At 73.0% G+C, this 22,879-nt stretch carries 20 protein-coding genes and 1 tRNA gene; 5 read left to right on the top strand and 16 right to left on the bottom strand.

Translation table 11 applies throughout. The features are described from left to right. The first annotated feature begins 57 nt into the window (after window positions 1-57). Entirely contained in the window at window positions 58-462 is a 405-nt protein-coding gene (locus tag ABZX67_RS17410) for a globin (protein ID WP_355360836.1), read from the top strand. A gap of 46 nt (window positions 463-508) precedes the next feature. Here the strand turns inward: ABZX67_RS17410 and ABZX67_RS17405 are convergent, their stop codons facing one another. The 7 genes from ABZX67_RS17405 to ABZX67_RS17375 form a co-directional block, all read right to left on the bottom strand. After that, window positions 509-1,180: a hypothetical protein gene (locus tag ABZX67_RS17405; RefSeq protein ID WP_355360833.1), complete on the bottom strand. Its 672-nt coding sequence runs from the start codon at window positions 1,178-1,180 to the stop codon at window positions 509-511. Continuing rightward, window positions 1,177-1,650, bottom strand: a complete 474-nt coding sequence (locus ABZX67_RS17400) for a thioesterase family protein (protein WP_355360830.1) — start codon at window positions 1,648-1,650, stop codon at window positions 1,177-1,179. Before ABZX67_RS17400 ends, ABZX67_RS17405 begins: the two co-directional genes overlap by 4 nt. Before the next feature lie 10 nt (window positions 1,651-1,660). Beyond that, window positions 1,661-3,325 (bottom strand): energy-dependent translational throttle protein EttA, encoded by a 1,665-nt coding sequence (ettA, locus tag ABZX67_RS17395; RefSeq protein ID WP_355360827.1) that lies wholly within the window; start codon window positions 3,323-3,325, stop codon window positions 1,661-1,663. Between the two features lie 163 nt (window positions 3,326-3,488). Beyond that, window positions 3,489-4,907, bottom strand: coding sequence for a Cys-Gln thioester bond-forming surface protein (locus ABZX67_RS17390; protein ID WP_355360824.1), 1,419 nt, complete (start codon window positions 4,905-4,907; stop codon window positions 3,489-3,491). Window positions 4,908-5,155: 248 nt separating this feature from the next. Then, window positions 5,156-5,602 carry a single-stranded DNA-binding protein gene (locus tag ABZX67_RS17385; protein WP_355360821.1) on the bottom strand — a complete coding sequence of 149 codons (447 nt, stop codon included), beginning with the start codon at window positions 5,600-5,602 and terminating at the stop codon, window positions 5,156-5,158. A gap of 180 nt (window positions 5,603-5,782) precedes the next feature. Further along, window positions 5,783-7,507: a GTPase gene (locus ABZX67_RS17380; protein WP_355360818.1), complete on the bottom strand. Its 1,725-nt coding sequence runs from the start codon at window positions 7,505-7,507 to the stop codon at window positions 5,783-5,785. Further along, a complete protein-coding gene (locus ABZX67_RS17375) occupies window positions 7,504-9,084 on the bottom strand; it encodes a dynamin family protein (protein WP_355361030.1) in 1,581 nt (526 codons plus the stop codon). Before ABZX67_RS17375 ends, ABZX67_RS17380 begins: the two co-directional genes overlap by 4 nt. A gap of 316 nt (window positions 9,085-9,400) precedes the next feature. On the opposite strand from ABZX67_RS17375, the gene ABZX67_RS17370 reads away from it, so the two are divergent. Beyond that, a tRNA-Arg gene (locus ABZX67_RS17370) sits at window positions 9,401-9,476 on the top strand. Window positions 9,477-9,533: 57 nt separating this feature from the next. On the opposite strand, the gene ABZX67_RS17365 is transcribed toward ABZX67_RS17370, so the two are convergent. The 3 genes from ABZX67_RS17365 to ABZX67_RS17355 are packed head-to-tail and all read right to left on the bottom strand — an operon-like array spanning window position 9,534 to window position 11,299. Further along, window positions 9,534-9,869: a GYD domain-containing protein gene (locus tag ABZX67_RS17365; protein ID WP_355360815.1), complete on the bottom strand. Its 336-nt coding sequence runs from the start codon at window positions 9,867-9,869 to the stop codon at window positions 9,534-9,536. Window positions 9,870-9,898: 29 nt separating this feature from the next. After that, window positions 9,899-10,537 (bottom strand): class F sortase, encoded by a 639-nt coding sequence (locus ABZX67_RS17360; RefSeq protein WP_355360812.1) that lies wholly within the window; start codon window positions 10,535-10,537, stop codon window positions 9,899-9,901. Between the two features lie 36 nt (window positions 10,538-10,573). Beyond that, on the bottom strand, window positions 10,574-11,299 hold the full coding sequence (locus ABZX67_RS17355; RefSeq protein WP_355360809.1) for a DUF4142 domain-containing protein: 726 nt from the start codon (window positions 11,297-11,299) through the stop codon (window positions 10,574-10,576). Between the two features lie 470 nt (window positions 11,300-11,769). Between ABZX67_RS17355 and ABZX67_RS17350 the strand changes: the two genes are divergently transcribed. Continuing rightward, window positions 11,770-12,483 carry a DNA-binding response regulator gene (locus ABZX67_RS17350; protein ID WP_355360806.1) on the top strand — a complete coding sequence of 238 codons (714 nt, stop codon included), beginning with the start codon at window positions 11,770-11,772 and terminating at the stop codon, window positions 12,481-12,483. Between the two features lie 60 nt (window positions 12,484-12,543). Here ABZX67_RS17350 and ABZX67_RS17345 read toward each other — a convergent pair whose 3' ends face one another. Both ABZX67_RS17345 and ABZX67_RS17340 read right to left on the bottom strand, forming a co-directional pair. After that, entirely contained in the window at window positions 12,544-13,413 is an 870-nt protein-coding gene (locus ABZX67_RS17345) for an ABC transporter permease (RefSeq protein ID WP_355360803.1), read from the bottom strand. After that, a complete protein-coding gene (locus tag ABZX67_RS17340; RefSeq protein ID WP_355361027.1) occupies window positions 13,410-16,124 on the bottom strand; it encodes an alpha/beta fold hydrolase in 2,715 nt (904 codons plus the stop codon). The genes ABZX67_RS17345 and ABZX67_RS17340 overlap by 4 nt, the downstream gene beginning before the upstream one ends. A gap of 154 nt (window positions 16,125-16,278) precedes the next feature. On the opposite strand from ABZX67_RS17340, the gene ABZX67_RS17335 reads away from it, so the two are divergent. Together ABZX67_RS17335 and ABZX67_RS17330 are read left to right on the top strand one after the other, a co-directional pair. Then, the gene (locus tag ABZX67_RS17335) at window positions 16,279-16,713 is read left to right on the top strand and encodes a GNAT family N-acetyltransferase (RefSeq protein ID WP_355360801.1); all 435 of its coding nucleotides are present in this window, start codon (window positions 16,279-16,281) and stop codon (window positions 16,711-16,713) included. Window positions 16,714-16,787: 74 nt separating this feature from the next. Continuing rightward, a complete protein-coding gene (locus ABZX67_RS17330; protein ID WP_355360798.1) occupies window positions 16,788-17,978 on the top strand; it encodes a S8 family serine peptidase in 1,191 nt (396 codons plus the stop codon). 6 nt (window positions 17,979-17,984) lie between these two features. Here the strand turns inward: ABZX67_RS17330 and ABZX67_RS17325 are convergent, their stop codons facing one another. The 4 genes from ABZX67_RS17325 to iolB form a co-directional block, all read right to left on the bottom strand. Beyond that, complete coding sequence (locus ABZX67_RS17325) at window positions 17,985-18,584, bottom strand: DUF4291 domain-containing protein (protein WP_355360795.1); 600 nt, start codon at window positions 18,582-18,584, stop codon at window positions 17,985-17,987. A gap of 64 nt (window positions 18,585-18,648) precedes the next feature. Then, window positions 18,649-20,151 (bottom strand): CoA-acylating methylmalonate-semialdehyde dehydrogenase, encoded by a 1,503-nt coding sequence (mmsA, locus tag ABZX67_RS17320; protein WP_355360792.1) that lies wholly within the window; start codon window positions 20,149-20,151, stop codon window positions 18,649-18,651. A 22-nt stretch (window positions 20,152-20,173) separates the two neighbouring features. Beyond that, entirely contained in the window at window positions 20,174-22,063 is a 1,890-nt protein-coding gene (gene iolD / locus ABZX67_RS17315) for a 3D-(3,5/4)-trihydroxycyclohexane-1,2-dione acylhydrolase (decyclizing) (RefSeq protein WP_355360789.1), read from the bottom strand. Beyond that, the gene (gene iolB, locus ABZX67_RS17310) at window positions 22,060-22,878 is read right to left on the bottom strand and encodes a 5-deoxy-glucuronate isomerase (protein WP_355360786.1); all 819 of its coding nucleotides are present in this window, start codon (window positions 22,876-22,878) and stop codon (window positions 22,060-22,062) included. Before iolB ends, iolD begins: the two co-directional genes overlap by 4 nt. Between the last annotated feature and the right edge of the window lies 1 nt (window position 22,879).

Below are 22,879 nucleotides of genomic sequence, written 5' to 3'. Positions count from 1 at the left end.
AAGCGAGCAGGACCTAGGACCCGGGACCTGGGCCGGTCCGTCTGAGACCATGGACGGGTGATTGAGATTCCGCGTGGCACGCTTCAGGAGCAGACGTTCTACGAGCAGGTCGGCGGCGAGGAGACCTTCCGGCGCCTCGTCCGCCGTTTCTACGAAGGTGTCGCCGAGGACCCGGTGCTGCGGCCGATGTACCCGGAGGAGGACCTGGGCCCGGCCGAGGAGCGGCTCGCGCTCTTCCTGATGCAGTACTGGGGCGGCCCCCGCACCTACAGCGACCACCGCGGCCACCCGCGGCTGCGGATGCGCCACGCGCCGTTCACCGTCGACAAGGCCGCGCATGACGCCTGGCTGAAGCACATGCGCGTCGCCGTCGACGAGCTCGGGCTGTCCGAGGAGCACGAGCGCCAGCTGTGGAACTACCTGACGTACGCCGCGGCGTCGATGGTCAACACCGCGGGCTGAGTCCCCGCCCCCTTACCGCTGGTCGACCACCGCTGGTCGACCCTGCTTACCGCTGGTGGGGGACCGCGGTGACGGTCAGGCCGCCGAGACCGCCCGCCGCGCGGACCGCGACCGAGCCGAAGGGTGTACGCAGGCGGAGCCAGGCTCCGGCGCCGAGCAGCGCCACGGGCACCTCGTGCGAGGGCAGGAAGCCCAGCGCCTGGGCGGCGTGGACGGCGCGCAGCGGCAGGCCCGTCGAGCCGATCGTCCGGGACCAGATCTCGCGGCCGATCCGGTCGCGCTCCGCACGGGTCCGGTGCTCGGCCGGCAACTCCTCGTCCCGTGCCCGGAATTCGGCCACCGCGGCCGCGACAGCGCCGCGCAGCTCGCCGGCGTCCGGCAGTCCGGGTATCTCGCTCCAGCCGCCGCGCGGGGGCAGCAGCCCGGTCCAGGGCGGTCCGGTGACGGGTGCCGGCACCATCGCCTTGCCCGCCGACTCCTCGATGCCCTCCAGGAGCTGACCGGCGGAGACGGTGATGTCCAGCGGCGCCTCGTCCATGAGCGTGGCCGTGCGGATGGCCAGCACCTCGAAGGACGGCGGGCGCCCGAACACGGCCAGGGCCCCGCCGGCCGCCTGGAGGCGGACGACGGCGGCCCGGTCGTAGTGGATCAGCCGGGCCAGGAAGGCGGCGAGGTCCGCCGCCTCCCTGGCGTCGGCGAAGTGAAGCGGCGCCGTCATACGGCCGCGGCCTCTCCCGGCACCGGGGCCTGTGCCGACGCCTGGGCCGGCTGCGCGTGCATGCCGTCGTCCACGTACTCCTCCAGGAACGACCGCTCCTCCGCGGTGATGCGGCGCGGCCGCTGCGCCTCCAGGTCGAACGGCACGACGACCGTCGAGGCGCGCACGTACACCTGGTCGGGATCCTTGATCTCGTACGCGATCGTCAGCGACGCCGCGCCGATCTTGGTGACCCAGGACTCGATGGTCACCGGCTCGTGCCGGTGGACCAGCGGCCGTACGTAGTCGATCTCGTGCCGGGCGACGACCGACCCGCCGGAGAACGACGGCGAGCCGTTGCCCGGCGCCAGCCGGAACATGAAGTCGATGCGGGCCTCCTCCAGGTAGCGGAGGAAGACCACATTGTTGACGTGCCCGAAGGCGTCCATGTCCGACCAGCGCAGCGGGCACCGGTAGATGTGACGAGCCACTGCCTCCGCCTCAGCCCCGGGTGAGCTTCTTGTGCGTGGCGCGGTGCGGGCGGGCGGCGTCCGGGCCGAGGCGCTCGATCTTGTTCTTCTCGTACGACTCGAAGTTGCCCTCGAACCAGAACCACTTGGAGTCGCCCTCGTACGCCAGGATGTGCGTGGCGACCCGGTCGAGGAACCAGCGGTCGTGGGAGACGACCACGGCCGCGCCCGGGAACTCCAGCAGCGCGTTCTCCAGGGAGGACAGGGTCTCGACGTCGAGGTCGTTGGTGGGCTCGTCGAGGAGCAGCAGGTTGCCGCCCTGCTTGAGGGTCAGCGCCAGGTTCAGGCGGTTGCGCTCACCGCCGGAGAGGACGCCGGCCGGCTTCTGCTGGTCCGGGCCCTTGAAGCCGAAGGCGCTGACGTAGGCGCGCGACGGCATCTCGACCTGGCCGACGTTGATGTAGTCCAGCTCGTCGGAGACGACGGCCCACAGCGTCTTCTTCGGGTCGATGTTGGCGCGGGACTGGTCGACGTAGCTGATCTTGACGGTCTCGCCGACCTTGATCGAGCCGGAGTCGGGCTGCTCCAGGCCCTGGATCATCTTGAACAGCGTGGTCTTGCCGGCGCCGTTCGGGCCGATGACGCCGACGATGCCGTTGCGCGGGAGGGAGAAGCTCAGGTCCTCGATGAGGACCTTGTCGCCGAAGGCCTTGCTGAGCTTCTCGACCTCGACGACGACGCTGCCCAGGCGCGGGCCCGGCGGGATCTGGATCTCCTCGAAGTCCAGCTTCCGGGTCTTCTCGGCCTCGGCGGCCATCTCCTCGTAGCGGGCGAGACGGGCCTTGGACTTGGCCTGGCGTCCCTTGGCGTTGGAGCGGACCCACTCCAGCTCTTCCTTGAGCCGCTTGGCGCGCTTGGCGTCCTTCTGGCCCTCGACCTTGAGACGGGTCTGCTTGGTCTCCAGGTACTTGGAGTAGTTGCCCTCGTAGGGGTAGGCGCGGCCGCGGTCGAGCTCGAGGATCCACTCGGCGACGTTGTCGAGGAAGTACCGGTCGTGGGTGATGGCGACGACGGTGCCGGCGTACTTGGCGAGGTGCTGCTCCAGCCACTGCACGGACTCGGCGTCCAGGTGGTTGGTGGGCTCGTCGAGCAGCAGCAGGTCGGGGGCCTCCAGCAGCAGCTTGCAGAGCGCGACGCGGCGCTTCTCACCACCGGAGAGGTTGGTGACCGGCCAGTCGCCGGGCGGGCAGCCGAGGGCGTCCATGGCCTGCTCGAGCTGGGCGTCGAGGTCCCACGCGTTGGCGTGGTCGAGCTGCTCCTGGAGCTTGCCCATCTCCTCCATGAGCTCGTCGGTGTAGTCGGTCGCCATCTGCTCGGCGATCGCGTTGAACCGGTCGAGCTTGCCCTTGATCTCGGCGACACCGTCCTGCACGTTCTCCAGGACCGTCTTCGTCTCGTCGAGCGGCGGCTCCTGGAGGAGGATGCCGACGGAGTAGCCGGGCGAGAGGAAGGCGTCGCCGTTGGACGGCTGCTCCAGGCCCGCCATGATCTTGAGGACGGTGGACTTACCGGCGCCGTTCGGGCCGACCACACCGATCTTCGCACCGGGCAGGAAGCTCAGCGTCACGTCATCGAGGATGACCTTGTCGCCGTGCGCCTTGCGCGTCTTGCGCATCGTGTAGATGTACTCAGCCAAGAGAAACCGTCCGGCAATCCGTGAGTGGGCAGATACACCCCATCTTGCCTGACGTCCATCCCTCGATGGAAACCAGTTCATGAGGGGGCGGGTGGGGGGAGCTGTGGCGCGCCGCGGGGGGCCCGCCGTCACCAGCGGATCGTCACCGCCCGCGCGCGGTGCGTCACGACTTCTTGCGGAGGAAGAGCACCGCCGCCCCGCCGACGAGCAGGAACACGATGGCCGTCCCGGCGATCATGGGCGTGGCGCCGGACGCGCCGGTCTCGGCGAGGTCCAGGTCGGCCTCGCCACCCGCCGCGGCCGTCCCGGCGCCGGTGGTGGCGCCGCCGGACAGCGGGCTGGGCTGTGAGCCCGGCTGCCCGGCCATGGTGGCCGTGCCGCCGGTGGTCTTGCAGTCGAGGACGCCCTTGAAGGTCTTGGTGAAGCCGCCGGGCGCGGTGACCGTGAGGTGGTACGCCTGGTCCTCGGCGACCGGGACCGTCACCGTCCTCGTCCCACCCGCCTCGATCGCGTACCGCAGGCCCATGAGCTCGAAGGAGAAGGGGGCGTCGCCCTTGTTGGTGGCGGTGATGTCCACGCCGCCCTTGGCGCAGTTCTTCCGGGCGGAGAGTGCCGGTATGGCACCCGTGGTGGCCCAGGTGGCGGTGGCCGTCGCGGAGACGGTCGACTGGCTGGACCCGGCGAGGATCTGCGTCTGGCTCCTGGTGACCCCGGCGAACGCCCGGCCCACCGGTACGGAGGTGGTGGCCTGCACGCTCAGCGCGGCGCTCCCGTCGGCGGCGCCCGCGGGCACGTCGAAGTAGAGGCTGCTGCCGTTGACAGCAGAGTCGACCGGCTTCCCGGTCGCGTCGGTGATCCTGATGCCGCTGGCGGCGGCGTCGGCGGGCGGGCTGACCGCGACGCGGTCGGCGTTGGTGCGCACGGTGACCGGTCCGAGCCGGGTGCCGGCCGGGCCGGAGACCGCGCCGGGCCCCAGGCTGAGCGAGGCCGCGGGCTCGGCGACGCTGCCGGCCTCCCCCTGCAGCCAGTCGGCGAGCTTCTCGGCGGCCGGGTCGAGCGCCTCGACCTCGGCCCCGTCCGAGTACCGCCAGATCGCCACCTGGGTGCCGGCGGCGGCCGTCTCCGGCGTGAGCGGCCCGGTGCCGGCCTTCTTGGCGAGGCCCACGAGGTCGTCGACCTGCGGGTAGGAGTGCTGGAGGATCCAGCGGATCCGGCCCGCGTCCTTGTTCCCGCCGAGGGAGGTCTGGTCCCAGGAGGTCTCCAGGTACCTGGCCTTCTCCTGGGTGGGGTTGTGTACGTCGATGCAGTACGTCTTGAGGGTGCCGCCGCCGTCGACGGTCATCTCGAAGAGGCCGGCGGGGAGCTGCTGCGTCTGGTTGCCGAGGTGCAGGACGGCCTGGTGGAAGGTGGTCAGGCCGTTGAGGGTGGCTGCCGCGCCCCCCTGGTGCTGGGGCGCCTCGTCGGCGGCGGCGGGGGTCACGCCGGCGGCGGCGCCGGCCGCCACCAGTCCGGACGCGACGGCCGCGGCGGCGAAGCGGGCGGCGCGGCGCTTCCGCCTCCGTACACAGAACGCAGCAAACACAGAATTCCCCTCTGGGCGAGGTGCTGTCGCGTGGGACGCGTGGGGGGTGTGCCTCGCCTGCCGACTCAAGTGGCCCGTGGGTACCAGGAGTACCCCGGTGATCCTAAAGAGGCGACCCGACACAGTCCCCTGTCATACCGTCAGATAACCATTCCGAATCGCAATCGTTATCGCCGCGCGGTGGCGCGCCGGAAATGGCCCGTTCCCGGACCCGTTCCCGGACCCGTTCCCGGCCGTGCGTGACTCCGTCATCCGACGAGCTCCCCGGTGGGGGCGGTGTTCGGCGCCATTTCACCATCGGCGACAGTCTCCTGACGCTCGGTCAGGTGTGTGTCGGGCCGCGCCGCTCGTCTGAACGCCGACGTACCGCGCGTCAGGTCGTGGCCCGCCGCCACCGCGTCGATGTCGACGAACGTCCTGCGCTGGCCCTCCCACTCCTCCTCCCGCACCTTCAGCCGGCCGTGGACGACCAGCGGATCGCCGACGGCGACCGACGCGGCGAGGTTCGCGCCGAGCGTCCGCCAGGCGCTCACCGAGTAGAAGCTGGTCGGCCCGTCGGCCCAGGTCGCCTTCTCGCGGTCCCACCGCCGCGCCCGCGCCGCGAGCCGGAACTTCGCCACTCCGCCGGCCGCGGTGTCCCGGTAGTCCACGCTCGTCGCCACATTGCCCACGACGGTCACCATGGTCTCGGCCATGACGCCCACCCCGTCCCTTTTCTCCGCCCGCCGGCCCCGCGCCGGCTGTCGACGTCACCCATGCTGGCCCCCGCGGCGAATTGCCGCTGACGGGTGTGGACAACGCCAGGCGTGTGCAGAACTCCGTCACCCACACGGGCGAGTCCCCCGCGCCGCCGCCGGGGGCCGCCGCGGCCTCCGTCACCCCACCCGGCGGCCCGCCTCCACCGTCGCGTACTGCTCGCGCACCTCGCGGTAGCGCATGAGCTCGGAGGCGATCGGGTCGAGGACCATCGCCCGCCCGCACCCCGCCGCCGCCTCGCGCAGCCGCCGCTCGGTCTCCTGGCCGTACCGGCGCGCGGGGCCCCGGGCCGCCGCCGCGCAGCCCCACTCCACCAGCGGCCCGCCGACGACGCCGGACAGCATGATCAGCGCGGGCACCATGAGCCCGGGCTCCAGCACGCCGACGATCTGCCCCAGGAGCCACAGCCCGCCGTAGAACTGGAGCAGTGTCATCGCCGCCTGCGCCAGCACCGCCGCCGGCCACCAGGCGGGGCGGGGCGGCTTGCCGTCCCGCCCCGGCCGGCCGACCGTCGCCGCCAGCTCGTCCAGCGCCTCCGGCAGCCCCTGCGCCCCGCGCACCGCCGCCTCGCGCACGGCCTGCGCCCACGGCGCCGGAAGCCCGCGCGAGGCCTCGTCCGCGACCACGCGTACGGCCTGTTCCACGCGCTGCCGCGCCGTGAGCTCGTCCTCCACGGTCGTCTCGGCGTCGCCCTGAGCCTGCGTGCCGCCCGGCGTACGCAGCCGCTCGTACCAGCGCCACAGCCGCAGCCACGGCGTCCCGCACGCGCGTCCGGCGTTGCGGCGCCACTCGCGTTCGGCGGCCTCGCCCGCGGCGTGGGCACCGACGGCGACCGCGAGCCGGGCCCCGAAGTCCTCGCGGGACCGCTCGCCGAGCCCGGGCCGGCCGTCGGCGACGTACACGGGGCGCAGCCGCCGCGCCGTCGCGTCCACGTCCGCCGACAGCCGCCGCTGGGCGGCGTTGCGCTGCTGGACGAACACCCCGAGCATCTCGCGCAGTTCGCCGACGCCCTCCCCGGTGAGCGCCGACAGGGCGAGGACCGTGGCGCCGGGTTCGCCGTGTTCGCCGAGCGCCATCCCATCCTCGTCGAGGAGCCGCCGCAGGTCGTCGAGGACCTGGTCGGCGGCGTCGCCGGGAAGCCGGTCCACTTGGTTCAGGACGACGAACATCACCTCCGCGTGCCCGGCGAGCGGCCGCAGGTAGCGCTCGTGCAGCGCGGCGTCCGCGTACTTCTCCGGGTCCACCACCCAGATCACCGCGTCCACCAGGGCCAGCAGCCGGTCGACCTGCTCCCGGTGGGCGGTGACCGCCGAGTCGTGGTCGGGCAGGTCGACCAGGACCAGCCCCTGGAGCGCCTCGTCGCCGACCCCGCCCGCCAAGGGCCGGCGGCGCAGCCGCCCCGGGATGGCGAGCCGGTCCAGCAGCCCGCCCGCGCCTTCGGACCAGGCACACGCGATGGGCGCGGAGGTGGTCGGCCGGCGCAGGCCGGTCTCCGAAACCGGCACCCCTGCCAACGCATTGATCAAAGTTGACTTCCCGCTCCCCGTGGCACCGGCGATGGCGACCACCGTGTGCCGGGAGGAGAGCCTCTGACGAGCCGACGCCTCCTCCAGCACGCGCCCCGCCTCGGCCAGCGTGTGGCCGTCCAGCCGGGTCGCCGAGAGCCCCACCAGCTTGCGCAGGGCGTCGAGCCGGCCGCGCAGGGCGGTCGCGTACGGGCCGGTCGGCGCCTGCGGTTCGTCCGGGGCGGAATCCTCCTCCCCCGCCACCGCCTGCTGCTCCTGCACGCGCCGGGCGATGAGCCCGTCGTCCCAGCGTTCCTCCACGGTGCTCACCGCGGTCACCTCTCCCTCTGGAGGACGGACAGCGCGGCGATCAGCTCGGCCTGCGGCTCTGGTGTGATGTCCAGCCGGTCGAGCGGTGCGAGGCGCCGGTCCCTCTCCTCGTGCAGTACGCGGTCGATGTACGTCTCCACCAGCTCGCCGCCCCGGTCGCGCAGCCTCAGCGCGCCCTGCGCGCCGAGCAGTTCGGCGAGCCTCTCGCCCGCGCCCCGGGTGCGGCGCCCGCCGAGGAGCGCGGCCGCCAGCAGCGCGGCGACGGTGTCGGCGTCGGGCGCGGCGGAGCGCTCCATGCGCCGCACCTCCTCCTCGGCGAGCTCCTCCAGGACGCGCCGCCAGCGCCGTACGGCCATCCCGATCCGCTCGCCGGCCTCCGCGTCGGGCGGCGCCTGCCCGCCGCCGACGGCCCCGGCGGCCGGTTCGCGCCGCCAGGCCTCCTGTACGTGTTCGTCGGCGGCGGCGACGGCGCACTGCAGCAGCGCGCCGAGCGACTCGGTGAGCGAGTCCAGCAGTTCGGCGGCCGTGCAGTCGCGGGGATAGGCGCGCCAGCGCGTGCGCGCGTCCCCGGCGAGGACGGCCCCGCGCCCGAGCTCCCGGCGTACGCGCTCGCCCTCCTTCTCGTACGCCGCCTCCACGGTGCCGGAGAGCCGTACGGCGGCGGCGTACTGCGCGGCGACGGCGCCGGCCAGTTCCGGCATGCGCAGGCGCAGCGAGTCGATGACGCCCTTGGCGGTCCGCCCGACGGCCTGGCGGCGGGCGGCCGGGTCCTGGGCGTGGTACGCCAGCCAGGCCCGCAGCGCGGCCACGGCGTTCTCCGGCAGCAGCCCGCTTCCGCCGCCGGCCGATTCGGGCAGCTCGGGGATGGTGAAGCGCGGTACGTCCCCGAGCCCGGCCCTGGCCAGGAGGGCCTCGTACTGGCGCGACACCTCGCCGATCACCTGGTGGGGGACCCGGTCGAGGACGGTGACCAGCGTGGCGTCGTACTCCTTGGCGGTACGCAGCAGATGCCACGGCACGGCGTCGGCGTAGCGCGACGCGGTGGTGACCATCACCCACACGTCGGCGGCACACATCAACTCGGCGGCCAGTTCCCGGCTCTCGACGACGAGGGAGTCGATGTCGGGGGCGTCGAGGAGGGCGAGCCCGCGCGGCAGGCTGTGCGCGGTCTCGACGCGCAGCGCCTTCTCGCCGGTGGGCTCCTGTTCGCCGTCCTCGGGCACCCACACACGAGTGAGGTGCGGCAGCACCCGCATCCCGGCGAACCAGTGGTGGTCTTCGGGGTGGCAGACGAGGACGGGCGTCCGCGTGGTGGGCCGCAGCACCCCGGCCTCGCTGACGCGTCGCCCGACCAGGGAATTGACGAGCGTCGACTTCCCCGCCCCGGTGGAACCGCCGATGACGGCGAGCAAGGGCGCTTCGGGCTCTTTCAGCCGTGGCACCAGATAGTCGTCGAGCTGCGCGAGCAGCTCGGCCCGCGTCTGCCGGGCCCGCGGCGCCCCTGGAAGGGGAAGGGGAAGACGCACGGCGGCGACACGGTCGCGCAGGGCGGAAAGTGCGTCGATGAGCTGAGGCCGTACGTCCAAGGTCACCACATGCGAAGAATGCCCAATTTCGGCACGCTTTTGAAGCGTATGCACGCCTCTGCGCGCCGATCAAGGGCAGGGGACACAGGGGACGAGTGGGACGCAGGCATAACGAGTGCACAACACCCGGCGCGCGTGGCGCAAAAAGCGCTGCGAGAATCGCACCTGCCTGCGATTATCGGTTCGCTTCACCGAACCTCCACATCGTGCCACGCGGGTGAAGCAACCGGGCCAAGGGGATCGGAGCCCTATCCTTGTGCCCGGCAAGGTCACGGACCACCCGACCAGGGGCTCCAGGCCACCTAGGCCACCACCGGCCCCCGTAGCTCAGTGGATAGAGCAGGCGCCTTCTAAGCGCTTGGCCGCAGGTTCGAGTCCTGCCGGGGGCGCCACTGACACGAGCCCGTACGAGCCCGCATCTCACCGGTGTCGCGCAACCGCTCGGCGGCTCAGCCGCGTTGGGCTCCCGGAGGCCGGTACGCGATCCGCTCCGCCTTGCGCAGGGCGTCCAGGGTCTCGTCGACCGTCAGGAGCACGGTCGTCTCGAGCGAACTGAGCGCGCCGCCTCCGCTGATCGCCAGGGCGACCGCGGCCATGGAGACGTTGTCCGGGGCTTCCCACAGGGTGTAGCCGTCGTGGCTGCCGAAGGCGTACCAGAAGCCGTGCAGTGTGCCGCCGACGGACTCGATGTACGTCCGGGCGGCCTCGGTGCGGTCCTCGGGGTGGCCGATCATCCTCGCCCACGTCTGGGGCGTGTAGCAGAACCTCGACAGGTAGAGCGGCATCGTGTCCCTCTCGTTTCGGGGGTTCGTTCTCAGCGCGGTACGCCGTAGAGCACGAGGTTGTCGGCGTACGCGTGGGCGTCCGGGTCGAAGAGGCCCGCGCAGGTCACCAGGGCGAGGCGCGGGACGCCGTCGGCGCTGAAGAGGTCGGTGGGGAGGTCGGTCTTCGGGTACGTACGGCGGGCGACGATCTCGTACGTGTGCCGGGCGCCGTCGGCCGTGGTGACGTGGACGCGGGCGCCGATCGGGACCTCGTGCAGCGCTTCCAGGGGGCCCGCCCCCTCATCCGCCGAGTCGAGGTGACCGGCGAGGAGCAGCGTGCCCCGGGTGGCGCCGGGGTGGGCGCCGAGGGCCCACCAGCCCAGGCGGGCCGGGGATTCCGGTACGGCGAGGACGCCCTTGGTGTCGGCGGTGACGGGGTCGACCGGGGTCCGTTCGACATGGCCCGGAATGGCGAGGGTGAGGGGCGGGGAGGCGGCGTGGGCGGCGCCGCCGGCGGAGGTGGCCGACGGGAGCACGCCCGCGTCGGGCGCGCGGACGGCGGGGTCCGCGGTCGCCCCCGGCCACAAGCAGGTCAACGCGGCCGAGGCGGCCGCGGCGAGCCCGGCCCAGACCAGCAACCGGTCGGGGCCGGGCTCACCGCGCAGCCAGAGGCCGCCCTTGTCCGTCACGGGCGCAACCACCGTCGATGTCAGCGGCCGGCGGCGTCAGCGGCCGTCGTTGCGGCGGATGCGGTTCGCGGCCCAGAAGGCGCCGCCCGCGACGAGGACGCCGCCGAGCGCGAGCGCGGGCACGGCCAGCATCACGGGCACGTCGGCCGCGAGGGCGGCCTGTCCGCCGTTGCCCGCGTGGATCGACTTCGGCGTGGTCGCGGCGTCGGCCGCGGCGCCGTGGCAGGTGCCGCCGCGCACCATGTCCAGGTGCATGGCGACGACCGGCCGCGCCGACTTGGCGGCGGCGGTCACCTCGGCGTTCTTGCCGTGGGCCACCTGGTGGTCGATCATCGACAGCGTCTTCTCGTGGGCGGCGGCCTGGGCCTGGAGCCAGGCGGTGTCGTACGCGCTGGTGCCGGCCTTCTTCATCACGTTCGCGAGCGTCTCCTGCTGCTCCGCCGTGGGGGCGACGGGCAGGTCGACGCCTTGCTTGTCGGCGAGCGCCGTGGTGGCGGCGTCCAGCTTGGTGTGGTCGCGGACCAGGACCTGGCCGACGTTCTTGACGCACTGCGTGGTGGCGTTCTTCTGGGCGTCCTTGCCTGCGGCGATCTCCGCCAGGTTGCCCTGGTGGGAGGCGCGCAGGAAGGCGCTGTCGACGGGCAGCGCCCTCGCGTCGCCGTTGGCGAACGCGGGCGCGGCGGCGCCTGTGGCTATGCCGCCGAGGGTCAGGCAGGCGAGGGCCGTGGCGGCCCAGCGCCGGGGGGAGCGGGAGCGGATCACGATGTCTTGTCCGTTTCTCGTCGGTCTCGTCGGTCTCGCCGAGCTCGTCGGTCTTGTCGAGCTCGTCGGTTTCGCCGAGCTCGTCGGTCTTGTCGATCGGTCCGTGACCCTTCCGAGCGAGGGTCCACGGTCACCATCCGAAACCGACCGTGCGCCGCGCGCCATCGGCGCTACTGCAAACGGAGCACCACCGACGGATCGGCGCCTGTCCGGCGATGGCTTGGACTCGCCAACCCCTGAACTGGGTCTTGTCACCGTGCGCAGTCACGTGCGTACATGGAGTTGCGTACGTTCCAAGGGGATGACGGGGGTGGTCAGCCGTGGCGAACGCTCCGAGCTCTGTGCTCGGCCGAACGGCTCCGAGAGACACGTCGACGTCGACGCCGGTACGAGCGGTGTCGCCGCGGTCACCTCGGCGCGTGGCGCCTCTCATACCGCAACAGGCAGCAGCACAGCAGGCGACGCAGCAGATGACACGTCAGCAGGTACCGCACCAGGCACCGCCGCGGCAGGAACCGCGACCGGCGGGGCAGTCGGTGCGCGGTACGCGGCAGATCTGCGCGGCGCTCGCGGCGCTCGCCGAGTCCGCCCGCCGGGAGCTGCTGACCTTCGACGACCCGGCCGCGTGCCTCGGGCAGTCGATCCCGCAGCCCTTCCTGGAGCTCGCCGGCGCGTGCGTGCGCACCGCGACCGAGCGGGTGGAGCGGGTGGGCACGGTCCGCCAGATCGTGCCGCGGCACGCGCTGGACCGGGTGACGGCCGCCGACGTCACCGCGGCGGCGCGACTGACGGGGCGGGCGCGGCTGACGGAGTCGATCCCGTTCAAGATGATCGTCGTGGACCGCACGGTCGCGGCGGTCCCGCTCGACCTGGAGCTCCTCTACAACGGTCTGCTGCTGATCCGCGACCCCGTGATCGTCCAGGCGCTGGTGCGCGCGCACCACGCCTGGTGGGAGGCGGCCGACGACGTGACGGCGACGCCCGCCCCACCGGGCTCGCTGCCACCGCACCTGCGGCCGGTGCTGGAGGCCCTGCTGGCCGGGCTCACCGATGAGACGGCCGCCGCCCGGCTCGGGATATCGGGGCGTACGTACAGCAGGCGCGTGGGCGAGTTGCTCGCCGCCCTCGGCACGACGAGCCGCTTCCGGGCGGGAGCGGAAGCGGCCCGCCGCGGCTGGGTCTGACCGCCGGATCCGGAGGCGTGCGGGGCCGCGCGTGGTGATCCCCGGAGGGCGAGACGCTCCCTAGGACACGATGTCCTTGCGGGCGAAGCCCCGGAAGGCGAGCGCGAAGAGCACGACGGCGTACGTCACCGACACCGCCGCGCCCTTGGCCATGCCGCCCCACTCCAGGTGCGGCTGGAGGGCGTCCGCCCAGGCGAACTGCCAGTGCGCGGGCAGGTAGTCCCGCCAGGAGCCGAGCGCCGTCACCGCGTCCAGCACATTGCCGATGATCGTCAGCCCGACCGCGCCGCCGACCGCGCCGAGCGGTGCGTCGGTCCTGGTCGACAGCCAGAAGGCGAGCCCTGCCGTGACCAGTTGGGAGACGAAGATGTACGCCACGACCAGCGCCAGCCGCGACAGTGTGTCCGCCGCGGCCAGGGAGCCGCCCGTGGGCAGGCGCAGCGGGCCCCAGCCGTAGGCCATGGTGCCCACGGCGAGCGCCACCAGGGGCAGCAGCACCATCGCCGCCGCGCTGAAGGCGAGCGCCACGGCCAGCTTGGACCACAGCAGCCGGGCGCGCGGCACCGGCGCGGCGAGGAGGTAGCGCAGCGACGACCAGCTCGCCTCCGATGCCACGGTGTCCCCGCAGAACAGCGCCACCGGGATCACCAGCAGGAAGCCGGCCGAGACGAACAGGCAGGTCGCGGCGAAGTTGGCGCCGGACGCGGTCGCCGTGTCCATCAGCGTGATCCGGGTGTCGCCCGGCCCGTCCGGACCGCCGCCGATCGCGAAGGCGACGACCAGTACGAAGGGCAGGGCGGCCAGGATTCCGCCCATGACCAGGGTGCGGCGCCGCTTCAGCTGGCGTACGGCTTCGACGCGCAGCGGGAGGGTGTGCCGGGCCCGGTAGCCGGGTGCGGCGGTCGTGGTCTTGGCCGTGGTGGTCGTCACGCGGGTCCTCCTCCGATCAGGGTGAGGAACGCGTCCTCCAGGCGGCGGTGCGGTCCGACCCCGGTCAACGGCAGGTCGAGCCGGACGAGTTCGGCGAGCAGGGCGGCCGTGGTGGTCGTGCCGTCCAGGCGTACCAGCAGCCCGCCGTCGGTGCGCACCGCCGAGTCGACGCCCGGCAGCGCGCCGACCTTCTCGACCAGCGGCTCCGCCACCGCGCCGTCCGTGGTGACGAGCAGGGTGTCGCCCGCGCCGGTGATCTCCGCGACCGGGCCCGCCTGGACGAGCCGGCCGCGGTCCATGACGACCAGGTGGGTGCAGGACTGCTCGACCTCGGAGAGGAGGTGGGAGGAGACGATGACGGTCCGGCCCCCGGCCGCGTACCGGATCATCACGTCGCGCATCTCGCGGATCTGCGGCGGGTCGAGTCCGTTGGTGGGTTCGTCGAGGATGAGGAGGTCCGGCAGGCCGAGCATGGCCTGGGCGATGGCGAGCCGCTGCCGCATGCCCTGCGAGTACGTGCGCACGGCGCGGGCCAGGGCTTCGCCGAGGCCCGCGATCTCCAGGGCCTCCTCCAGGTGCGCGTCCTCGGCGGGGCGGCCGGTGGCACGCCAGTACAGCTCCAGGTTCTCGCGGCCGGACAGGTGCGGCAGGAAGCCGGCGCCCTCCACGAAGGCGCCCACCCGGGACAGGACGGGTGCGCCGGGCCGGATCGCGTGGCCGAACACGCGGATCTCGCCGGCGTCGGGGGTGATCAGGCCCATGAGCATGCGCAGGGTGGTGGTCTTGCCGGCGCCGTTGGGCCCGAGGAGCCCGAGGACCTGGCCCTTCTCGACGCGGAAGGACAGGTCGCGGACGGCGTACCGGTCGGCGGACTTGGCGTACCGCTTCGTCAGGCCGCTGATGGTGAGCGGGACGTCGGCGAGCGCCGGGTCGGGCGCGGGCGCGGTGGTGCGTCGGCGGGCGGTGAGCAGCAGGGCGGCGGCGATCAGGGCGCCGGCGGCCGGCAGGCCCCACACCCACCACGGCAGGCCTGCCGCCTGCGTGCGGACGCCGGGCGCGGTGGGGACGGACAGCCCGCTCGCCGGCTCGACGGTGTACGTCGCGGGGGCCGCCGGGGAGGCGTAGGCGAGGTCGGTGGCGGCGAGGACGAGCCGCAGCCGGTGCCCGGACTCGACCTCGTGGTCGATGGCGGGGAGCGTGAGCTCGACGTCCTTGCCCTTCGCGGCCCCCTCGACGCGTACGGGGGCGACGAGCTGGGCGGGCAGCACCTGGCCGCGGCCGTCGGGGCCGACGTCGTACACCTTGGCGAAGAGGACCGCTTCTCCGCTGTCGGAGGCGACCTTGACGCGGACGGTGGGCGAGCCGGTGACGCGCAGGGTCTCGGTCAGGGGTGCCGTCTCGAAGCGGGCGTGCTGCCCGGGGAAGTCGAGGGAGAGGCCGACGCCGAAGGAGGAGAACCGGGACAGTCCGGCGCCGATGCCGGGCACGGTGGAGATGGCGGGCGGGTTGGCTCCGGCGGGGTTGCGGAAGCTCTGCGGGGGGCCGGTGAGGGCGAGGGTGCGGGCGCCGCCCCGCAGCCCGGGGTAGGTGTCGGCGGTGGCGCCGCGCAGTTGGGCCTGCCCGTCGGTGGAGTCGACGCCGCCGGTGCGGCTGACGCGGAAGGCGGGACCGGTGTCGGCGCCGGTGTCCTGCTTGAGGTGCCGGTCGAACCAGTCGGTGATGCGCGCCTCGACGCGGGCGGTCTCGCGGTCGCCGCCGTCGTGCCCGCCGGCGATCCAGTCGACGGCGACGGGTGCGCCGTTGCTGCGGATCGTCCGGGCCATAGCGTCGGCGTGCGACAGCGGGAAGAGGGAGTCGGACTGCCCCTGCACGATGAGCGCGGGCACCTTGATGCGCCCGGCGACGGCGGAGGGGCTGCGCGCGGCCAGCAGCTCGCGCGCCGCCGCGTCCGGCTTCCCGGCGACGGCGACCCGCTCGTACATGCGGCACAGCTCGTCCTGGAACCGCCCGCAGGCACCGGCCCCTGCGCCCCGGGACGCAGGGCCCGGGCCCGTGGAGCCCGCGGTGTCGCCGGTGTCACCGGTGCCCGCGGTGCCCGCGGAGGCCGCGGTGCCGGTGGAGAAGAAGATCCCCGCCCAGAGCTTCTTGAAGACGCCGTCGGGGAAGAGGGCGTCGGAGAGGTTCCAGTAGGCGATCTGCGGGGCGACCGCGTCGACCCGCTTGTCGTGGCCGGCGCCGAGGAGCGAGATCGCCCCGCCGTACGAGGAGCCCGACATCCCCACGCGCGGGTCGCCCGGGGCGTCGAGCCGGACCTCGGGGCGCTGGGCGAGCCAGTCGATGAGCCGCGAGACGTCCTTGACCTCGAACTCCGGGTCGTTCAGGCCGATCCGCCCGGTGGAGGCGCCGAAGCCGCGCGCGGACCAGGTCAGCACGGCGTAGCCGTCCTTCGCCAGCCGCTCCGCCTGGGCGCGTACGTCGTCCTTGCTGCCGCCGAAGCCGTGGCCGAGGAGCACGGCGGGGCGGCGGCCGGCGTCGGGACCGGAGGTGAAGAACGACGTGTCGATCCTCGCCCCCGGCATCTCCAGCACCCGGTCCTCGCGGTGCGGGGCGGGCTCGTCGTCCGAGGCGACGGCGGTCCACGTCCCGGCGCCGGCGAGCAGCACGACGGCGGAGACGAGGGCCCACGCGGCGCGGCGTAGTCGGATCTGCATGCCTGGCATGCCTAGACCCTAAGGGCCGCCGGGCCCGCCCGTCCGCTGCCGCCGGGCGGAGCCGGCAGACCTCCTTGGGGCGTACGCACTACCGTCGCCGTACACCAGCCGCGGTATGCGCGGGATGCGCCGCGCAGGACAAAGGAGCGTAGCGATGGAGATCCGACGCGCCACGACCGTCGCCGAACTCGTCGCCGCCGAGCACCTCTACGACGGTCCGGCGCGCCCCGAGTGGGCCGAGCGGTTCCTCGCCGCGCCCGGCCACCTGATGCTGATCGCGTACGCGGACGACGGCGTGCCGGCCGGGATGGTGTCGGGCGTCGAGATGCTCCACCCCGACAAGGGCGCGGAGATGTGCCTGTACGAGCTGTCCGTCGACGAGCGGTTCCGGCGGCGCGGCATCGGCCGGGCGCTGACCGAGGCGCTCGCCGCCGTGGCCCGTGCGCGCGGCTGCTACGACATGTGGGTCGGCGTGGACACGGACAACGACCCTGCCCTGGCGACGTACCGCTCGGCGGGCGCGGCCGACGATGGAGAATTCGCCATGCTGACGTGGGAATTCGGCGACGAAGTGAGGAGGAGCGACTAGCAGTCTTGTGCGGTACATGACCAGCCGAGACGCTGTGGGGCCGTCCGGTACAAGAAAGGTCAGGTGCCCCCGAGATGAGAGCCCCCTCCCGCAGGCCCCGGCGCCGCGTCGGCGCGCTGATACCCGTCATCGCCCTCACGGCCGGTCTGCAGTTCGCCGCCACCCCCACCGCACAAGCGGTCCAGGTCGGCGACCTCCGTCTCGCCCCCACGGAAACCGCCGTTCCCCACAGCTGGATCGTCGTCCTCAAGGACAACTCCACCCGCGCCGCCGACCTCGGTGTCACGCCGAAGCACGAGTACCGCAGCGCGCTCGACGGGTTCTCCGCGACCATGTCCCAGGCCAAGGCGGCCGCCCTCGCCGCCGACCCGAGGGTCGCGTACGTCGAGCAGAACGAGACCGTCCGCCTCAACGCGACCCAGGCGAACGCCACCTGGGGCCTCGACCGCGTCGACCAGCGCAGCCTGCCGCTGTCGACGACGTACACGTACGACACCTCCGCGTCGAACGTGAACGCGTACATCATCGACACCGGCATCCGCACCTCGCACAGCGAGTTCGGCGGGCGGGCCGTGGTCGGCACGGACACCGTCGGCGGCGGGCAGAACGGCCAGGACTGCCAGGGCCACGGCACGCACGTCGCCGGTACGGTCGGCGGGAAGACGTACGGCGTGGCGAAGGCCGCCAGGCTGGTCGCGGTCCGCGTGCTGGACTGCAACGGCTCGGGCACCACGGCCGGGGTCATCGCGGGCGTGGACTGGGTGACGGCCAACGCCGTCAAGCCCGCGGTCGCCAACATGAGCCTGGGCGGCGGCGCCAACACCTCGCTCGACAACGCCGTCAAGCGGTCGATCGCGTCGGGCGTCTCGTACACGATCGCCGCCGGCAACGGCAACATCCTGGGGTTGCCGGAGAACGCCTGCACCACCTCCCCGGCCCGCGTCCCCGAGGCCATCACCGTCGGCGCGACCGACAGCGCCGACCGGCGTGCCTCCTTCTCCAACTACGGCACCTGCCTGGACCTCTTCGCACCCGGTGTGAAGATCACCTCGGCCTGGCGCACCGGCGACACGGCGACGAGCACCCTCTCCGGCACGTCGATGGCGGCCCCGCACACGGCGGGTGTGGCGGCCCTGTACCTGTCGAAGAACCCGACCGCGTCCCCGGCCCAGGTGAGCGCCGCGCTGGTGAACAACGCGACGAGCGGCAAGGTGCAGAACGCCCTCACGGGCTCCCCGAACAGGCTGCTGTACTCGCGGTTCTGATCCCGCTCAGCGGATGAGATGCCCGAGGAGCTCCGCACCCGCCGGGTACGGGCGCTCCTCGGGCATCAGCCGTGCCGCGCGCTCCAGGTCGCCGTCCCGCACCAGGGCGTGGATCTCGTGGGCGAGCGGTGTCACGTCCCGGATGGAGACCGTCCACTCGTCGGCGTACCGGGCCGACGCCTCCCCCGACAGGCCCAGCTGGAGTGAGCGGTACGGCAGCGGCGACAGGTGCAGGTCCCGCTCGGGGTCCCACTGGACGCGGGCCGGCGACCGGCGCAGCTGCCGCTTCCAGTCGGCCTGGTCGGGGTGGAGGCCCTGCCGGTAGTGGGACAGGCAGGAGTGGCGCAGCGCCCACTCGAAGCCCTCGCGGCTGATCTCGACGGCGAGGACCGTCTCCTGGCCCTCCTTGGTGGCCCAGCCGCAGCGGTACATCATCCACAGGAAGCTCGGCTTGATCCACGTCATCCGGTCCCGCTTCCAGGCGGCCGGGAAGCGGCCGTCGCGGGCGGCGGGACCGCCGATGGCGGGCCTGTAGGCCTGGTAGACGGTGATCGTGTCCTCGGTGTGGAGGGCGCGGATGCGGTACTTCGGTTCGCTCTCGTTCATCCCGGCAAGGATCAACGGCCGGCCCCGGTCGGGGCCAGCCGTTTTCTGTCGGACCGGGAAGCTGTCAGTGGTTGCGCGGGAAGCCCAGGTCCACGCCCACCGGGGCCTCGGACGGGTCCGGCCAGCGGGTGGTGACGACCTTGCCGCGCGTGTAGAAGTGCACGCCGTCGTTGCCGTAGATGTGGTGGTCGCCGAAGAGGGAGTCCTTCCAGCCACCGAAGGAGTGGTAGCCGACGGGGACCGGGATCGGCACGTTCACGCCGACCATGCCCGCCTGGACCTCCAGCTGGAAGCGGCGGGCGGCGCCGCCGTCGCGGGTGAAGATGGCGGTGCCGTTGCCGAACGGCGAGTCGTTGATGAGGCGGACGCCGTCCTCGTAGGTGTCGGCGCGCAGCACGCACAGCACCGGGCCGAAGATCTCGTCGCGGTACGCGTCGGAGTCGGTCGACACCTTGTCGAGCAGGGACAGGCCGATCCAGTGGCCGTTCTCGTAGCCGTCCACCGAGTAGCCGGTGCCGTCGAGGACGACCTCCGCGCCCTGGGCGGCGGCGCCGGTGACGTACGAGGCGACCTTGTCGCGGTGGGCGGCCGTGATCAGCGGGCCCATCTCGGAGGCGGGGTCGGTGCCGGGACCGATCTTGATCTTCTCGGCGCGCTCGCGGATCTTCTCCACGAGCTCGTCACCGATGGCGCCGACCGCGACGACCGCCGAGATCGCCATGCAGCGCTCGCCCGCCGAGCCGTACGCCGCCGAGACCGCCGCGTCGGCGGCCGCGTCGAGGTCGGCGTCCGGGAGGACGAGCATGTGGTTCTTGGCGCCGCCGAGGGCCTGGACGCGCTTGCCGTTGGCGGAGGCGGTGGTGTGGATGTACTTGGCGATCGGCGTGGAGCCGACGAAGGAGACGGCGGCGACGTCCGGGTGCTCCAGCAGGGCGTCGACGGCCACCTTGTCGCCGTGGACGACGTTGAGCACGCCGTCGGGCAGACCGGCCTCGGAGGCCAGCTCGGCGAGGAGGTTCGCCGCGGACGGGTCCTTCTCGCTCGGCTTCAGCACGAAGGTGTTGCCGCAGGCGACGGCCAGCGGGAACATCCACATCGGCACCATCGCCGGGAAGTTGAACGGCGTGATGCCGGCGACCACGCCGAGCGGCTGGCGGATGGCGGCGACGTCGACCCGGTTGGAGACCTGGGTGGACAGCTCGCCCTTGAGCTGGACGGTGATCCCGCAGGCCAGCTCGACGATCTCCAGGCCGCGCGCGACCTCGCCCAGCGCGTCGGAGTGGACCTTGCCGTGCTCGGCGGTGATCAGGTCGGCGATCTCGCCGCGGCGGGCGTCCAGCAGCGCGCGGTACTTGAACAGGATGCCGGTCCGCTGCGCCAGCGAGGACGTGCCCCAGGTGGCGTACGCGGCCTTGGCGGAGGCGACCGCCGCGTCGACCTCGTCGGCCGAGGCGAGCGCGACCCGCGTGGTGACGGCACCGGTCGCCGGGTCGGTGACCGGGCCCCAGTTGCCCGACGTGCCCTCGACGGTCTTGCCACCGATCCAGTGGTTGACGGTCTTCGTCATGACGAAAGCTCCTTCAGATGCTTCACAGGTGGCGGCGTCGGGCTGCGACATGCCGGTCGTACTCCTCGCGGGCCTTGACCGCCGCCGTGCGGGTCGCGGTCTCGGCCACGGGCACATCCCACCATGCCTCGGCGGGGGGCGCGCCCGACACTGTGTCTGCCGTTTCGGTCTCCACGTAGACACATGTGGGGACGGTCGCCGCCCGCGCTTCGGCGAGGGCTTCCCGCAGGTCACCGATGGTGTGGGCGCGCAGGACGCGCATGCCGAGGGAGGCGGCGTTGGCGGCGAGGTCGACCGGGAGCGGCTCACCGGTGTACGTCGTGTCGGGGGCGCGGTAGCGGTAGGCGGTGCCGTACCGCTCGGCGCCCACGGACTCGGACAGGCCGCCGATGGAGGCGTATCCGTGGTTCTGGAGGATGACGACCTTGATGGGGACGCGTTCCTGGACGGCGGTGACGATTTCGGTGGGGTTCATCAGGTACGTACCGTCGCCGACGAGGGCCCAGACCGGGCGCCCGGGGGCCGCGAGGGCGACGCCGATGGCGGCGGGGATCTCGTAGCCCATGCAGGAGTAGCCGTACTCGACGTGGTACTGGTCGCGGGAGCGGGCGCGCCACAGTTTGTGCAGGTCGCCGGGGAGCGATCCGGCGGCGTTGATCAGGATGTCGTCCCCGGTGACCAGGGTGTCGAGTACGCCGAGGACCTGCGGCTGGGTGGGGCGCGCGTCCTCGCTCCGCGGGGTGTAGGCGGCGGTGACGCGCGACTCCCAGTCGGCCTTGAGCCCGGCGTACTCGGCCGCGTACGACGCCGGGACGGTGTGCCCCGCCAGGGCGGCGGTGAGGTGTTCCAGGCCCGCGCGGGCGTCGGCGACCAGCGGGAGGGCGGCCATCTTGTGGGCGTCGAAGCCGGTGATGTTGAGGTTGACGAACCGGACGCCGGGCTGGGCGAAGAGCGTCGAGGAGGCGGTGGTGAAGTCGGTGTAGCGGGTGCCGACGCCGATGACGAGGTCGGCGGTGCGGGCGAGGTGGTCGGCGGTGGCGGTGCCGGTGTGGCCGATACCGCCGACGTCGGCCGCGTGGTCGTGGGGCAGCGAGCCCTTGCCCGCCTGGGTCGAGGCGACAGGGATGCCGGTCGCGGCGGCGAAGGCCGCGAGGGCGGCTTCGGCGCGGCTGTGGTGGACGCCGCCGCCCGCGATGATCAGGGGCCGGTCCGCCGCCCTGACGGCGCGGACGGCGGCGTCGATCTCGGCTTCGTCGGGCTGGGGGCGGCGCACCCGCCAGACGCGTTCGGCGAAGAACTCCTCCGGCCAGTCGTGGCCTTCCGCCTGCACGTCCTGCGGCAGCGCCAGCGTGACGGCGCCGGTGGCGGCCGGGTCGGTGAGCACGCGCATCGCCTGGAGCGCGGCCGGGATCAGCGCCTCGGGGCGGGTGACGCGGTCGAAGTACGCCGAGACGGGCCGCAGCGTGTCGTTGACGGACACGTCACCCGCGTACGGAACTTCCAGCTGCTGGAGCACCGGGTCGGCGGGGCGGGTGGCGAAGGTGTCTCCGGGGAGCAGCAGCACGGGCAGGCGGTTGATGGTGGCGAGGGCGGCGCCGGTGACGAGGTTGGTGGCGCCGGGGCCGATGGAGGTGGTGACGGCGTGGGTGGACAGGCGGTTCGTCTGGCGGGCGTGGCCGACGGCGGCGTGGACCATGGCCTGCTCGTTGCGGCCCTGGAGGAACGGCATGTCGTCGGCCGACTCGATCAGGGCCTGGCCGATGCCCGCCACATTGCCGTGGCCGAAGATGCCCCAGGTGGCGCTGATGAGGCGGTGGTACTGCCCGTCGCGCTCGGTGTACTGGCGGGCCAGGAAGGCGATGAGCGCCTGGGCCGTGGTGAGTCGTCGCGTACCGGTCGTGCGGCTGCTCATCGGTATCCCTCCGTGCGGTGGTCGGGATGGAAGCGGATCCTCCACTCCCTCTCCTCCCCCGGGCCCGCCATGACGTTGAGGTAGTACATGGTGTGCCCCGGCTGCGCGATGGACGGGCCGTGCCAGCCGTCCGGTACGAGGACGGCGTCGCCGGTGCGGACCTCGGCGAGGACGTCGGCGCCGCCGGGGCGGGAAGGGGACACGCGCTGGTAGCCCAGTCCGTCGCCCTCGATCTCGAAGTAGTAGATCTCCTCCAGCTCCGCCTCCTCGCCGGGGAGGTGCTCGTCGTGCTTGTGCGGCGGGTAGGAGGACCAGTTGCCGCCGGGGGTGAGGACCTCGACGGCGATGAGCCGGTCGCAGTCGAAGGTGTCGGCGGCGGCGAAGTTGCGCACCTCGCGGGCGCAGGTGCCGCTGCCGCGTGCCTCGACCGGGACCTCCGGCGCGGGGCCGTAGCGAGCGGGGAGTCGTCGCTCGCACCTCGCTCCTGCCAGGGCGAAACGGCCTCCCGCGCCGGAGGCGATCTGGGCGTGGGCGTCGCGCGGTACGTACGCGAAGTCCGAGACGTCGCTGAACACGCTTGCGCGGCCCGCCAGTTCGAAGCGTTCGCCCCCGTCCACCTGCACCGTACAACCACCGGTGAGCGGAAGCACGATCCATTCGGTGTCGCGGGTGGCGAGTTCGTGCGCCTCACCGGGGCCGAGGTCGAGGACCCGGAGGGCGGAGTGGGCCCAGCCGGCGTACACGGGGTCGATGTGGAGGGCGTACGGGCCGTCGGCGGCCGCGCCCCTCGGTACGTACAGCTGCCGTTCGCGCATG

This window comes from Streptomyces sp. NPDC003036, from assembly GCF_040611175.1.
GTDB lineage: Bacteria > Actinomycetota > Actinomycetes > Streptomycetales > Streptomycetaceae > Streptomyces.
The sequence above is the reverse complement of the archived record's forward strand: the minus strand, read 5'-3'. Positions and strand labels throughout refer to the sequence as shown.

Bases quoted from the DNA above. Each gene is read 5' to 3' on its own strand.
- ABZX67_RS17405 (WP_355360833.1), bottom strand. From the start codon at position 1,180: ATGACGGCGCCGCTTCACTTCGCCGACGCCAGGGAGGCGGCGGACCTC.
- ABZX67_RS17385 (WP_355360821.1), bottom strand. From the start codon at position 5,602: ATGGCCGAGACCATGGTGACCGTCGTGGGCAATGTGGCGACGAGCGTG.
- ABZX67_RS17365 (WP_355360815.1), bottom strand. From the start codon at position 9,869: ATGCCGCTCTACCTGTCGAGGTTCTGCTACACGCCCCAGACGTGGGCG.
- ABZX67_RS17350 (WP_355360806.1), top strand. From the start codon at position 11,770: ATGACACGTCAGCAGGTACCGCACCAGGCACCGCCGCGGCAGGAACCG.
- ABZX67_RS17340 (WP_355361027.1), bottom strand. From the start codon at position 16,124: ATGCAGATCCGACTACGCCGCGCCGCGTGGGCCCTCGTCTCCGCCGTC.
- ABZX67_RS17335 (WP_355360801.1), top strand. From the start codon at position 16,279: ATGGAGATCCGACGCGCCACGACCGTCGCCGAACTCGTCGCCGCCGAG.
- ABZX67_RS17330 (WP_355360798.1), top strand. From the start codon at position 16,788: ATGAGAGCCCCCTCCCGCAGGCCCCGGCGCCGCGTCGGCGCGCTGATA.
- ABZX67_RS17325 (WP_355360795.1), bottom strand. From the start codon at position 18,584: ATGAACGAGAGCGAACCGAAGTACCGCATCCGCGCCCTCCACACCGAG.
- mmsA (WP_355360792.1), bottom strand. From the start codon at position 20,151: ATGACGAAGACCGTCAACCACTGGATCGGTGGCAAGACCGTCGAGGGC.
- iolD (WP_355360789.1), bottom strand. From the start codon at position 22,063: ATGAGCAGCCGCACGACCGGTACGCGACGACTCACCACGGCCCAGGCG.
- iolB (WP_355360786.1), bottom strand. From the start codon at position 22,878: ATGCGCGAACGGCAGCTGTACGTACCGAGGGGCGCGGCCGCCGACGGC.